A 13897-nucleotide genomic window follows, 5' to 3' on the forward strand; every position below is an offset into this window, starting at 1 on the left:
TCCCACAGTGATTGCGTCGTACACAAGATATGTGAACGCCACCGAACCTGTGGGAGCGGGCTTGCCCGCGATGGGCATCACGCCATCTTCACGCCAGGCGTAAGGGCCGCTGGCAACACCAGGCTCGGCGTTTCCAGCGAGGCCACCGGGTACGCGCAGTAATCCGCCGCGTAGTAAGCGCTGGCGCGGTGGTTACCCGAGGCCCCTACGCCGCCGAATGGCGCGCTGCTCGCGGCACCGGTCAGTTGCTTGTTCCAGTTGACGATACCGGCGCGGCTTTCCAGCCAGAACTGCTGGTAGCGTGCTTCGGAGTCCGACAGCAGGCCGGCGGCCAGACCGTAGGCGGTGTCGTTGGCTTCAGCGATCGCCGCTTCAAAATCAGCGTAGCGGATCACCTGCAGCAACGGGCCGAACAGCTCTTCGTCAGGACGATCGGCAACGGCGCTCACGTCCAGGATGCCCGGGGTCAGCAAGGCCGATTGAGCCTGAGGCTGAGTCATTTCCAGCAGCGCCACGGCGCCATTGGCCAGCAGATGCTCTTGCGCATCCATCAACGCTTTCGCAGCGCCAAGGGAAACCACCGAGCCCATGAACGGCGCCGGCTGCTGATCGAAGGCTCCGACTGAGAGGGTCGAGCTGACCGCCACCAGGCGCGCCAGCAACGAGTCGCCCCAGGCACCTTGCGGCACCAGCAAGCGACGGGCACAGGTGCAACGCTGGCCGGCGGAAATGAACGCCGACTGAATGATGGTGTACACCGCGGCATCGAGGTCGGCGACCTGATCGACCACCAGCGGGTTGTTACCGCCCATTTCCAGCGCCAGGATCTTGTCCGGACGACCGGCAAATTGCTGGTGCAGGTGATTGCCGGTCCGGCTGGAACCGGTGAAGAACAGCCCGTCGATGCCCGGGTTCGCGGCCAGGGCGATGCCGGTTTCGCGAGCGCCTTGCAGCAGGTTCAAGACGCCAGCTGGCAGGCCAGCCTCGATCCAGCACTTGACCGTCAGCTCAGCGACTTTCGGTGTCAGTTCGCTAGGCTTGAACAGCACGCTGTTACCGGCCAACAGTGCCGGCACGATATGGCCGTTCGGCAGGTGACCCGGGAAGTTGTAAGGACCGAACACTGCCACCACGCCGTGGGGTTTGTGGCGCAGCACAGCGGTGGCATCGCCCAGCGGCCCGCTCTTCTCGCCGGTACGTTCGCGGTAGCTCTGCACCGAGATGGCAATCTTGTTGACCATGCTGGTGACTTCGGTCGCCGCTTCCCACAGGGGTTTGCCGGTTTCTTCGCCGATGGTATGAGCCAATTCGTCAGCGTGATTCTTCAGCGCGGCGGCAAAGGCCTCCAGCACCGAGATACGCTCTTCCAGGGTGCGCCGCGCCCAGTCCGGGAACGCCTGACGCGCCGCTTGCACAGCCGACTCGACCTGACCGGCGGTGGCTCCGACGCCGGACCACAGCACCTGCTGCGTCACCGGGTTCAGCGACTCGAAGGCTTCGCCCCCACCTGCCAGCCATTCACCTGCGATGTAAAGCGACTTCATTATTTCGACTCCCGAGCTGCGGACAACGCCACGGCGCGCACTTGATCGCCCGCGTTGAGTTGAAGACGTTTGGCGGTCAACGGGTCGACCACCAGGGTGCCGGCGGCCAGACGTGCAGGCGCGGCAGTGATCCGGCAGTCCTCGCGCTTGCGGTTGTGAATGATGAATGGCGTGGCATCGTCACCCGGTGTGCCGACGGCCAGCACCAGCGCCTGGCTGTCGCGCACGGCGCGGATCTTGCCCGTTTCGCACTCGATCGCCGGGCCTGCGTCGAAGATATCGACGTAGCCCTGGTAGCTGAAACCTTCGCTCTTGAGCATGGCCAGCGCCGGCTCGGTGTCCGGATGAACCTGACCGATCACATTGCGCGCATCCGGCGACAGGAAGCAGGTGTACAGCGGGAATTTCGGCATCAGTTCGGCGATGAACGCCTTGTTGCCCACGCCGGTCAGGTAGTCAGCCTGGCTGAATTCCATCTTGAAGAAGTGCCGGCCCAGGCTTTCCCAGAACGGCGAACGCCCGGCCTCGTCGGAAACACCGCGCATTTCGGCAATGATCTTGTTGCCGAACAGTTGCGGGAATTCGGCGATGAACAGCATCCGCGCCTTGGACAGCATGCGACCGTTGAGGCCACTGCGGAAATCGGCGTGCAGGAACAGCGAGCACAGCTCGGAGTTGCCGGTCAGGTCGTTGGCCAGGAACAGCGTCGGGATTTCACGATAGATGTTCAACTCTTGCGAGGCGCTGACCGTCAGACCGACCCGGAAGTTGTACCAAGGCTCACGCAGGCCAACGGCGCCGGCAATGGCGGAAATACCCACCACGCGCCCGTCGTCATCTTCGAGCACGAACAGGTAGTCCGCGTCGCCCCGCCCGGCTTCGCCGCGAAAGGTCTTCTCGGCCCAGCCGACCCGATGGGCCAGCCGCTCTTCGTTGGCCGGCAAGGTGGTCAGGCCGGTGCCGGTGCTGCGGGCCAGGTCGATCAGAGCGGGTAAATCGCTGCTGCGTACGGGACGAACGATCATGCTATCTCCTCAAACGGGCCGCTTGCGCCACCCGTGAAACTTCGCTGCTTTCTAAACGAGCAATCAGGCCAGGTCGCTGTTAAACCGCGACCAGGCGCACGCTGGCACCCTCGCCGACACCCAGGGCTTCGGCGGCCTCCAGGTCCAGGGTCACCGGTTTGCCCGGCGCGTAATCGAGCTCGAGCATGACCGCGCGGTAATCCTGCAACTGGGCATTGGCAACCAGGTACTGGCGACCGACGCCTTTGACCGGCTCACCGATCTTCACCGGCACCACACGGCTCTGGGCGATCGAACGGATCCCCGAGACACGGGCATGCAGGGTCGGGCCACCGTCGAAGATGTCGATGTAGTGATCGGTCTCGAAACCTTCGCGCATCAGAATGTCGAAGGTGATCTGCGCGCGCGGGTGCACCTGGCCCATGGCTTCTTGAGCGGAGTCCGGCAAAAGTGGCACGTAGATCGGGTAATGCGGCATCAGTTCGGCAAGGAACGTACGGCTTTTCAGCCCGCACAGACGCTCGGCTTCGGCGTAGTTGAGGTCGAAGAAGTTGCGACCGATGGCATCCCAGAACGGCGAGTCGCCGTTTTCATCGCTGTAACCGACGATTTCGGTCACCACGGAATCGGCAAAACGCTCCGGATGGCTGGCCACGAACAGCAAACGGCCACGGGAGTTGAGCTCCGACCAAGGCGACCCCACCAGCTCGCGCTGCACATAGAAGCTGGTCAGCAAGCTGTTGCCGGTCAGGTCGTGGCACTGGGAGAGCACGTGGATCTTGTTGTGAATCTTCAACTCGCGGGAAGCGTGCACGAAGGTTTCGTTGCGGAAGCTGTAGAACGGCTCGGAGTAACCGGCCGACGCCACGATGGCCGAGCAACCGACCAGCTTGCCGGTGGTGGAGTCTTCGAGGACGAAGAAATAGCTTTCCTCACCGTTGAAGCTCACTTCGGCGGCGAACGAGGCTTCGCTTGCCGCGATCTTGTCGCTCAGGCGCTCAACGTCATCCGGCAAGGAAGTGACACCAATCGGACTGTCCGCAGCCAGACGCTGTACCTCGCCCAGATCAGCCATTTGCGCGGGGCGCATCACCAGCATGGTGTCACTCCTTAATCTCAGAACTTACAGAAAAAAATCCCGGGCCATCTCCGCAGGAGACTGTGGGAGCGGGCTTGCTCGCGAAAGCGGTGGGTCAGACAGCAAAAATGTTGACTGATACACCGCTTTCGCGAGCAAGCCCGCTCCCACATTTGATCCGGCCCGGAACAAAAATTGGGTTCGACGCCTGAAAGGTCAGGCGTCGAAGGGTCTATCAGGCTTGCGTCAGTTTTGCCGCGGCACGTTCGAAGCGGTCCAGACCGGCATCGATATCCGCGTCTTCCACCACCAGGCTCGGGGCGAAACGCACCACGTCCGGGCCGGCTTGCAGAATCATCAGGCCTTCTTGTTCAGCGGCATTGAAGATGTCCTTGGCCTTGCCTTTCCAGGCATCGCTCAGCACACAGCCGATCAACAGACCCAGGCCACGGACCTGGGTGAACAGGCCGTATTTCTCGCCGATCTGCTCAAGACGTGCCTTGAACTTGTCGTGCTTGGCATTGACGCCAGCCAGCACCTCTGGGGTGTTGATCACGTCGATCACCGCGCCTGCGACAGCACACGCCAGCGGGTTGCCGCCGTAAGTGGTGCCGTGGGTGCCGACGACCAGGTGCTTGGCCAGGTCTTCGGTGGTCAGCATGGCGGCGATCGGGAAACCACCGCCCAGGCTCTTGGCGCTGGTCAGGATGTCCGGGATCACGCCGTAATGCTGGTAGGCGAACAGGTGGCCGGTACGGCCCATGCCGGTTTGCACTTCGTCGAACACCAGCAGCGCGTTGTGCTCGTTGCACAGTTCGCGGGCGCCTTGCAGGTAGGCCAGTTCGGCCGGCAGTACGCCGCCCTCACCTTGAATAGGCTCCAGGACCACGGCGCAGGTCTTGTCGGAAACGGCAGCTTTCAACGCAGCCAGATCGTTGTACGGCACGTGGGTGATGCCGGTGATCTTCGGACCGAAGCCATCGGAATACTTCGACTGGCCACCGACGTTCACGGTGAACAGGGTACGGCCGTGGAAGCTGTTGAGCGCGGCGATGATCTCGTACTTCTCGCTGCCATAACGGTCGAACGCGACACGACGGGCCAGCTTGAAGGCGGCCTCGTTGGCTTCGGCGCCGGAGTTGCAGAAGAAGGCGCGCTCGGCAAAGGTGGCGTCGACCAGCTTGTGTGCCAGGCGCAGGGCCGGCTCATTGGTGAACACGTTGGACACGTGCCACAGCTTGTTCGCCTGCTCGGTCAAGGCACCGACCAGCGCCGGATGCGCGTGACCCAATACGTTGACGGCGATCCCGCCGGCGAAGTCGATCAGCTCGCGACCGGACTGGTCCCAAACGCGGGAACCGGCGCCACGCACAGGAATGAATGCGGCAGGCGCATAGTTGGGAACCATTACCTGATCGAAATCGGCGCGTTGTACCGCAGCGTGCTCAACGGACATCGGAGTCTCCTGAAGAGAAAACACTCGCCTGAAACTGGCGAGCTTGGTGAGGATTGTAAGGACAGTTTTCGGCCCGGCCTTGCCGCCAAGCGACAACTTCTTATAGCGCAAACCCCGGATTTTCCCGGGTTTACGGCAATGCGACATATAGGGTCGCAAAGGCGCAGTTTAACTGGCGGCGGACGTTTGCGGCAGGCTTGCTGCGTTGTAACTCATGGCAATGGCCCGAGCGCGGTAAATATGTACCGCACAGCGTCCGGGCTAACGCGGTTTCCTAGGGGTCTCATCCAACTTCGATGGTCACCTTAACCGCATGAATACCCAACATACCGACATTGCTAGCGACGCCTTCAGGCCAGACGCTCACTATCAGCACTTGAGCAACGTGATCCCCTCCTGGCTCCGCCAAGCAACGCCTCAACGGCGTGAGGCACTGCGCAACAGCGCGCCAGGCATTCCGGCCGGGCTCAAGGACGCTCCACCCCATCAGCATGCAGAACTGGGCAAACTCATTGCCCGTCATGTGAGCAGCCAGAACCAGGTTGATCAAATGATGGCAAAGCTGCAGAGCCCCGCCGACTTTGCCAAACCACTACTCGAAACGGCGCTCAAGACCCAATTTGGCCTGGAACTGGACGCTCATAAAACGTTCCTTCGCCTTTATATCCCGGCTCACATTCCATGGCTTCGGCTGAAATCCGGCGCTGCGCGCATCTGGACGGTGTCGCTGCTGGATGCCGCATTGCACAATTTTGAAAGCGCCGAAACCAATGCAGACGCCTTCGAGCCCGCCTCGACTTACATCACGCCCCCTTCTGCTACCGGGCAATTCAATACATTGCCGCAGATACTGGAAAAGATGCCCATCACGGCTTTTACCCGCCTCTGCCGGGAACTGGACATTGGCCAGCGCTATAAAGAGTATCTGGACGACAATCTTGGCATCAGCAATCCCGTGGCCGCGGCAATACTGAAATCGAAAATTCACGACAGCCAGAAAACCGCAATCACCGCTGCCCTGCACATGGCGCAGATGCAAAAAATGCTGGGCAGTGACGTCCACCAACTGACTCTTGGCTTGCTCGACAACCTGCCTACTTTACGTTTGCATGGTCTGCCCTGGGGCTTCCATGAACTGACAATCATGAACGCTCGCCTGACCGGCATCGTTTTGTTTGCACCGGATCTGGAGCGCGCAACAGATGTGGTCAGAGTGGTGGCCTACATTCCTGACGACCCCGAACACCCGATCAAGGAATACAGTTCAACCGCCGCATTCGCCGAGGAACTTGGCAAGCGCTTGCGTGCCCCCGAATACCAACAGTTTTTCAGTCGATTCATCAATCATGAGGATCGCGGGCACTTTTTCGCGCAGTTGAACAACGAGCTATCACCTTTAACCTGGCAGCCTGTTCCACCGGGCGATCCGCACCCGACCTGGCGAGAGCGCCCCAACCAACGTCCCGACTTGCACATTGCGGCCACGCCGGTGAAAGACGATCTCTTGACCCACCTCTACCAGAGCAAGCTCAACAAGATCCTCAACGATGCGCGGGTGATCGCGGTATCCACCGCAACAGTCGACCAGAGAGCCCGCTGGGCGTTATGGGACTCCTTTACCGAAATAGCTTCGACCCTGCTGAACATCGCAGCCTTTATTGCCCTGCCGTTCGTACCTTTCCTTGGCGAGTTGATGCTGGCCTACATGGCCTACCAGTTGCTCGACGAAACCTTCGAAAGCATTGTTGACTGGGCCGAGGGCCACACCACCGAGGCCTTCGAGCATTTCATGGGCGTTGTTGAATCCGCCGTACAACTGGGCACCTTTGCGGTGGGTGGCGTGGTCGCGGCGGGAGAACTTCGCGCGATCCTGCCCAAGGAAATTGTGCAGTTCATCGACCGTTTCAATTCAGTGAAGCGGCCCAATGGCGAAACCCGCTATTGGAAACCCGACCTGACCACCTACGAGCACCCCGCCACACTCCCGGCAGACTCAAAACCGGATTCACTCGGACTGCACAGGCATCAAGGTAAAACCCTGTTACCCCTGGAAGGCAAAAACTACGCCGTCAGCGAGGACTCAGTCATCGGCGAGCATCGCATCGACCACCCCACCCGCCCTGACGCCTACAAACCACAACTGCGGCACAACGGCAGCGGCGCCTGGCAAACCGAACTCGACCAGCCGTTGAGTTGGGACCAGGCCACCGTGCTGCACCGTATCGGCCCGGACATGCAGCGATTTTCGGCCAGTACCCGCGAGCGCATCCTCAGTATCAGCGGCAGCCACGAAGATGCCCTGCGCAAGATGCACGTGAATACCGGGCAGGTGCCGCCGTTGTTGGCCGACACACTCAAACGCTTCGGGATCGATCAGGACATACAAACCTTTATCGATCAGATCGGCAGCAACCAGCCGGAGCACTTCCTCAAGGCGGATCCCGTGACACAACTGGAACTGCTCAATGAAAACGGTTACTGGCCGGCAAACAAAGGCCTGCGACTGATCGACGAAAATGCGCAAACCCTTTGGCAAAGCCCGGCGCCCGATGTACCCGTGGTGGAAGTCGACGCCTCCCGCCTCACCGACGGCGACCTGCTGAAAACCTTTCTCCTGCCCCTGTCGGACAGCGAAGCCAGAACGCTGATGGGCGAAGAATTCGCTCACCCCTCCCCTGGCCTGGAAAACCGGGCGCAGCGGTTGCGCAAGATACTTGCGCGGCTTGCCGAACAGAAACGGCAAGGCCTGTTCGATCAGCGTTATCGCAGACTCGAACGTGGCGCTAGCGCGGCCATACAAGTGGTTATGGATGCCGAGCCCGGACTGCCACGCAGCGTAGCTCAAGCAATTGTGGACACAGCAAGCGACCAGGAACTGCAGCAGCTAAAGAACGCAACCGTTGCCCCTCGATTAGCCGAGCTGAGCCGAGAGGCCGGATTGCAAGTGCGCGTGACACGCGCCTACGAGGGGCTTGATTTGCCATCGACCGAGAACAACCTCGACACCGACCGGCTGGCCTTGCACACCCTGGAAAAACTGCCAGGCTGGACGGGACAGCTACGGTTGGAAATCCGCCAGTATGCCCATGAGGGCCTGCTGATCGAGAGCCTTGGCCATGCCGACGCGCCTCTGCGTAAAGTGCTGGTACTCAGAGAGGACGGCTCTTATCAGGCCTTCGATCATGACGGCGAAGAACTCAGCGGCATGGGCTCGCTCTACACCTGCCTGCTACAGGCCATGCCGGACAGCGAACGCACCGCCCTGAATCTGAATATCGGTGAAGGTGAACGGCTCAAGCAGCTGATTCGCCAGCATGCCTTGAGCCGAGATGCATTGCGCGCGCGGCTGGTTCAACACCCCGACCTCAAACCCACCTACGACCCAAAGGTAATGCGCTTGCTCGGTGGCAGTGACGGGTATCGTCAAATGCCACGCAACACACCTACCTTGCAAGCTCGGGCTCAGACACTGTTCCCCCATCTATCCACCGAAGAGCTCGACGCCTTCGTCGAACGCTTGCAACAGCACCCAAACGGACCGCGGGCAGAACTGAGTCGGCTTATGGTTCAACACACGCAGCTCCAGGAAACGCTTTCTTCCTGGCGCGACGAAATTCCGCTGTTTATTCCAGACACACAAATCAGGGTCACTCCCGAGCAATTCGCTGCACAAAAGCAGGTCCGTCGACAGTTCACCATCGACCTGATGGACTGCTGGCGACAGCAATGGACCCTTTCCGAGACCGCGCCTGAAACAGTCGAATTCAACTTCTTCCAACCGATCATCGGCGAATTGCCAACCCTGAGCACCGACTTCAGCGGCGTCACAATGCTTACACTGGAAGGCAGCAGCGCCACGCGGGGCATGCATGAGTTTCTGCGCAGCTTTACCGGTTTACGCATCCTGAAACTGCGCGATTTCAACCTTGGCCACTTACCGGAAACCCTTCCATCGCTGCAGCTCGAAGAACTCATTCTGAGCAATTGCGCGATCACCCTCAGCCCAGAAAGCCAGGTCGGGCTCGCGGGCCTGCATCGGTTGACCACAATGGACCTGTACAAGAACCCCTTGGGCCTGACACCCGATGTCGGCAGCATGCCCGATTTGAATTACATCGACGTATCGCAGACGGGCATTACTGAACTCCCGCGCGATTTATTGACTCGCCCACGCCTGCGCACCGCCCTGCTCAATAACAACCAGATCAAAGAGTTGCCCGGCGAACTTTTCACGTTGCAACAACGCACACAGGAGGGTTTCGACCTGGGCAACAATCCGCTTTCAAGCGCAGCCCGCGAACGCCTCAAACAGCACTTCCTGCAGACCCGTCAGGACTTCGGTATCTTTGCCGAAGAAGCAGATATCCACCGCGCGCAGGCACTGTACCCCTGGATGGACCAGGAAGATGCCAGCAAATTCGTCTACAAACTGCCCGGGACCCTGGATGAGGGGCGAGTCGAACTGACCCGCCTGGAAGTCGAACTCACCACCCTGGAGAACGACCTGTCCGCCTGGACCGGCAATATTCCCGCCGTCCACCCCCACAGCAATCAACCCTTCACTGCCCAGCAACTGCTGATCGAACACTCGACGCGGGACGCATTCAGAGAGTCCGTACTGCGCTGCTGGCGCCGGGAAACCGAGCTGGATGATATCGACGATTCACTGCAAGCAACTACTTATGACCTGAGCCTGGACACGCGGATTACCGGTAACCTGCCGACACTGAGCGCAGATTTCAGCCATGTTTCTCTGGTTTACCTGGGTAGCGAGAGCGGCCTGACCACAGGCGTCACCGGATTTCTGGAGTGCTTCCCCAAACTCAAGACCCTCGTTATCAACGACTTCAGGCTAGGCGATCTCCCGGAGGCGATCTTCCGGATGAGCGATTTGAGATCGCTCAATCTCCTCGACTGCAACATCACCCTGACCCCGCAGTCTGCCCTGAACCTGGCCGAGATGGCCCACCTGGAGTTCATCGACTTGAGAGACAATCCGCTGGGGCTGGCTCCGGATATCAGCCAGATGGCGGACCTGGCGACCCTGCAACTGGACAACTGCGGGCTCACCGAATTACCCGCTGGACTGTTGCAGCTCAAGAGCCTGGAAACCGTAGACCTGAGCGACAACGCGATCAGCCGGATACCCGCCGACCTCCTCGAACTGCCGCTGGAGATCGCCGAAAGCATCAACTTGCGGGGCAATCCGTTCTCCGAAGACAGCCTGCAGATCCTGATCGAGTATTTCAGGCTGACCAGTGTCGACTTCGGCGTTCAGGAAGTGATCGATCGGGCAGAATTGGAAGTGTCGACGTCCGAGGCGTCCGAACCGGAAGACTGATCGGGATCAGGAGCTGCTCAGCCGCGTTCCGGCGGCACCGATGACAATTCGAACGGGCTGCTGCTGCGCCGCTGGTTGCGATCTTCCCGCGGCGTGGCACCGAAGAAATTGCGGTAGGCGCTGGAGAAATGCGGCCCCGAGGAGAAGCCACAGGACAGGCCGATCTGGATGATCGATTTGCTGGTTTGCATCAACATCTGCCGGGCCTTGTTCAGGCGCAGTTCCAGGTAATACTGGCTCGGCACACGGTTGAGGTATTGCTTGAAGATCCGCTCCAGCTGCCGACGGGATACGCACACGTGCTGGGCGATTTCGTCGGTGGTCAGCGGCTCTTCGATGTTGGCTTCCATGAGCAACACGGCTTGTGTGAGCTTCGGATGGCTGGAACCGAGGCGGTTCTGTAACGGAATGCGCTGGCGCTCGCCGCCCTCGCGGATGCGTTCGACCACCAGCTCTTCAGACACCGCACCGGCCAGTTCCGCACCGTGATCGCGGGCCAGCACGGCCAGCAACAAGTCGAGCACCGACATCCCGCCGCACGCGGTCAGGCGATCGCGATCCCAGTCGAACAGGTGACTGGTGGCGATGACCTTCGGAAAGCGCTCGGCGAAATCATCCTGCCAGCGCCAGTGCACAGCCGCGCGATAACCGTCGAGCAAACCCAACTGCGCCAGCGGGTAAACACCGGCCGACAGACCGCCGATCACACAACCGGAACGCACCAGTTGCTTGAGCGCACTGCTGAGCGCCGGCGCCAGTGCGGTCGGTGGTTCGTCAGCGAGCAGGAACAGTTTCTGGAAGTTTTCGAGCTTGCCGGTCCACGCCTCACCCGGCAATTGCCAGGCGCTTTCACTCGGCGCTTCGGCCTGCAGGAACGACAGTTCGTAAACCACGTCCGGATGCACACGCTGGGCAACACGCAAGGCCTCCTCAGCCAGCGCAAGCGTCAGTGCTTTAGTGCTGGGCCAAATCAGGAAACCAATTCGATGGGCAGTCATGGGCGAGCGATCCGAAGCGAAGAACAGTGATGAAGGCATGGGCCAATGCTAGCCCGTAAATGAACACAAATCGCAAAACCGGCAAAGATCAAATGTGGGAGCGGGCTTGCTCGCAAAAGCGGTGGTTCAGACAGCCATGATGTTGACTGACACACCGCCTTCGCGAGCAAGCCCACTCCCACAGGGGATCCGGGCCAGCCTTTAGACTGCGAAGCATGCACTATCGCAGTGCACAACGTCAGTTCTGATTACTTCAGGCTACCCGACAGGAATTGCTGCAGACGCTCGGATTGCGGGTTCACCAGCACTTCGCGCGGGTTACCGCTTTCTTCAACCACACCTTTGTGCAGGAACACCAACTGGTTCGACACTTCACGGGCAAAACCCATTTCGTGGGTCACCACGACCATGGTCCGGCCTTCTTGGGCCAGAGCCTGCATGACTTTCAACACGTCGCCGACCAGCTCCGGGTCGAGGGCCGAGGTCGGTTCGTCGAACAGCATCACCTCAGGTTCCATCGCCAGCGCACGGGCAATCGCCACACGCTGCTGCTCGCCGCCGGACATGTGCCCAGGGTAAGCATCCTTGCGATGGGCCACGCCCACCTTGTTCAGGTAGTGCTCGGCCTTCTCGCGTGCTTCAGCCTTGGACACGCCCAGCACATGCACCGGTGCTTCCATGATGTTTTCCAGCGCGGTCATGTGCGACCACAGGTTGAAATGCTGGAACACCATCGACAGGCGCGAACGCATGCGTTGCAGCTGCTTCGGGTCGGCGGCCTTCAGCGCACCGTCCTTGTTCGCCACCAGCTTCAGCTCTTCGTTGTTGAGCAGAATCTTGCCCGCGTGCGGCTGCTCCAGCAGGTTGATGCAGCGCAGGAAAGTACTTTTGCCGGAGCCACTGGAACCGATGATGCTGATCACATCGCCGGCTGCCGCTTTCAGGGACACGCCCTTGAGCACTTCGTGACTGCCATAGCGTTTATGCAGGTCTTGGACTTCAAGTTTGTACATGCTGTCGGTTCTCACAAAAACAGTCAGTCAGTGATATCAGTGCTTGCGCGGGGCCAGGTAGCCCAGCCAGCGGCGCTCGGCCATCTTGAACAGCTTCACCAGGATGAAGGTCAGGCACAGGTAGAACACGCCAGCGGTGATGTACGCCTCGAACGGCAGGTAGAACTGGGCGTTGACCGTGCGCGCGGCACCGGTGATGTCGATCAGGGTCACGATGGACGCCAGACTGGTGGTCTGCAGCATCATGATCACTTCGTTGCTGTACTGCGGCAGCGCGCGACGCAGGGCCGACGGCAGCAGGATGCGTTTGTACATCTTGACCCGCGACATGCCCATGGCCTTGGCCGCTTCGATCTCGCCGTTCGGCGTGGCGCGCAGGCTGCCGGCAATGATTTCAGCGGTGTAGGCGCTGGTGTTGATCGCGAAGGCCAGGCACGCACAGAACGTTGCGCTGGACAGCCACGGCCAGAGGAAACTTTCCCGCACGGCTTCGAACTGCGCCAGACCGTAGTAGATCAAAAACAGCTGCACCAGCATCGGCGTGCCGCGGATCACGTAGGTGTAGAGCCAGGCCGACATGTTGACGACCGAGTTCTTCGAGACGCGCATCAGGCCCAGCGGCAAGGCGCACAGCAAGCCGAAGAACAGCGACAGCGCGAGCAGTTTGAGGGTGGTCACCAGGCCGCCAAGGTACAGCGGCATGGCCTCCCAAATGACGTTGTAGTCGAAGATCATAGATCAGCCGCCCTTACGCCTACCGAGTAGCGCTTCTCAAGGTGACGCAATGCCAGCAACGACACACTGGTGATCACCAGGTACATCGCGGCTACTGCGAGGAAGAAGGTGAAAGGCTCGCGGGTGGCATCGGCCGCCTGCTTGGCCTTGAACATCATGTCTTGCAGACCCACCACCGAAATCAGCGCGGTAGCCTTGGTCAATACCAGCCAGTTGTTGGTGAACCCCGGAATCGCCAGGCGAATCATCTGTGGCACCAACACCCGGAAGAACACCTGAAAACTGCTCATGCCATAGGCCATGCCGGCTTCGGCCTGACCCTTGGGGATCGCCATGAAGGCGCCACGGAAGGTTTCCGACAGGTACGCACCGAAGATGAAGCCCAGGGTGCCGATACCGGCCGCCAACGGGTTCAGGTCGATGTACTCGTCAAAGCCGAGCAGCGGTGCGACGCGGTTGAGCAGGTCCTGGCCGCCGTAGAAAATCAGCAGGATCAGCACCAGGTCGGGAATACCGCGGATCACCGTGGAATACAGGTCGCCCAGCCAGGCCAGCCAGCGCACCGGCGACAGACGCAGTGCCACGCCGATCAGGCCCAGAACGATGGCCATGGCCATGGACGACAAGGCGAGCTGAAGCGTCAGCCAAGCGCCATCGAGGATGACAGCCCCGTAGCCTTTCAACATGATTCAGGTCCTCGAAAGTTG

At 60.4% G+C, this 13897-nt stretch carries 9 protein-coding genes; 1 reads left to right on the forward strand and 8 read right to left on the reverse strand.

The annotated features are described in order from the left end of the window. Positions 1–77: 77 nt before the first annotated feature. From astD to KGB29_RS17905, 4 genes are all read right to left on the reverse strand, one after another. Positions 78–1547: a succinylglutamate-semialdehyde dehydrogenase gene (gene astD, locus KGB29_RS17890; protein WP_174245554.1), complete on the reverse strand. Its 1470-nt coding sequence runs from the start codon at positions 1545–1547 to the stop codon at positions 78–80. Then, complete coding sequence (gene astA, locus KGB29_RS17895; protein ID WP_150812127.1) at positions 1544–2569, reverse strand: arginine N-succinyltransferase; 1026 nt, start codon at positions 2567–2569, stop codon at positions 1544–1546. Before astA ends, astD begins: the two co-directional genes overlap by 4 nt. A gap of 79 nt (positions 2570–2648) precedes the next feature. Next, a complete protein-coding gene (aruF, locus tag KGB29_RS17900) occupies positions 2649–3668 on the reverse strand; it encodes an arginine/ornithine succinyltransferase subunit alpha (protein ID WP_150812126.1) in 1020 nt (339 codons plus the stop codon). Between the two features lie 214 nt (positions 3669–3882). Beyond that, entirely contained in the window at positions 3883–5103 is a 1221-nt protein-coding gene (locus KGB29_RS17905) for an aspartate aminotransferase family protein (protein WP_057713610.1), read from the reverse strand. A gap of 313 nt (positions 5104–5416) precedes the next feature. On the opposite strand from KGB29_RS17905, the gene KGB29_RS17910 reads away from it, so the two are divergent. Continuing rightward, positions 5417–10444, forward strand: coding sequence for a dermonecrotic toxin domain-containing protein (locus tag KGB29_RS17910; protein WP_150812125.1), 5028 nt, complete (start codon positions 5417–5419; stop codon positions 10442–10444). A gap of 17 nt (positions 10445–10461) precedes the next feature. Here KGB29_RS17910 and argR read toward each other — a convergent pair whose 3' ends face one another. The 4 genes from argR to KGB29_RS17930 form a co-directional block, all read right to left on the reverse strand. Then, positions 10462–11442: a transcriptional regulator ArgR gene (argR, locus tag KGB29_RS17915; RefSeq protein ID WP_150812124.1), complete on the reverse strand. Its 981-nt coding sequence runs from the start codon at positions 11440–11442 to the stop codon at positions 10462–10464. 248 nt (positions 11443–11690) lie between these two features. Next, positions 11691–12455 carry an ABC transporter ATP-binding protein gene (locus KGB29_RS17920; protein ID WP_007971015.1) on the reverse strand — a complete coding sequence of 255 codons (765 nt, stop codon included), beginning with the start codon at positions 12453–12455 and terminating at the stop codon, positions 11691–11693. Positions 12456–12491: 36 nt separating this feature from the next. After that, positions 12492–13190 (reverse strand): ABC transporter permease, encoded by a 699-nt coding sequence (locus tag KGB29_RS17925; protein WP_056724135.1) that lies wholly within the window; start codon positions 13188–13190, stop codon positions 12492–12494. Then, positions 13187–13876: an ABC transporter permease gene (locus KGB29_RS17930; protein WP_015096506.1), complete on the reverse strand. Its 690-nt coding sequence runs from the start codon at positions 13874–13876 to the stop codon at positions 13187–13189. Before KGB29_RS17930 ends, KGB29_RS17925 begins: the two co-directional genes overlap by 4 nt. Positions 13877–13897: the final 21 nt, after the last annotated feature.

Source organism: Pseudomonas sp. BF-B-30, assembly GCF_019956305.1.
Classification (GTDB): Bacteria; Pseudomonadota; Gammaproteobacteria; order Pseudomonadales; family Pseudomonadaceae; genus Aquipseudomonas; species Aquipseudomonas jessenii.

Excerpts from the sequence above, each read along its gene's own strand:
- astA (WP_150812127.1), bottom strand. The coding sequence starts at position 2,569 with ATGATCGTTCGTCCCGTACGCAGCAGCGATTTACCCGCTCTGATCGAC.
- aruF (WP_150812126.1), bottom strand. The coding sequence starts at position 3,668 with ATGCTGGTGATGCGCCCCGCGCAAATGGCTGATCTGGGCGAGGTACAG.
- KGB29_RS17905 (WP_057713610.1), bottom strand. The coding sequence starts at position 5,103 with ATGTCCGTTGAGCACGCTGCGGTACAACGCGCCGATTTCGATCAGGTA.
- KGB29_RS17910 (WP_150812125.1), top strand. The coding sequence starts at position 5,417 with ATGAATACCCAACATACCGACATTGCTAGCGACGCCTTCAGGCCAGAC.
- argR (WP_150812124.1), bottom strand. The coding sequence starts at position 11,442 with ATGACTGCCCATCGAATTGGTTTCCTGATTTGGCCCAGCACTAAAGCA.
- KGB29_RS17920 (WP_007971015.1), bottom strand. The coding sequence starts at position 12,455 with ATGTACAAACTTGAAGTCCAAGACCTGCATAAACGCTATGGCAGTCAC.
- KGB29_RS17925 (WP_056724135.1), bottom strand. The coding sequence starts at position 13,190 with ATGATCTTCGACTACAACGTCATTTGGGAGGCCATGCCGCTGTACCTT.
- KGB29_RS17930 (WP_015096506.1), bottom strand. The coding sequence starts at position 13,876 with ATGTTGAAAGGCTACGGGGCTGTCATCCTCGATGGCGCTTGGCTGACG.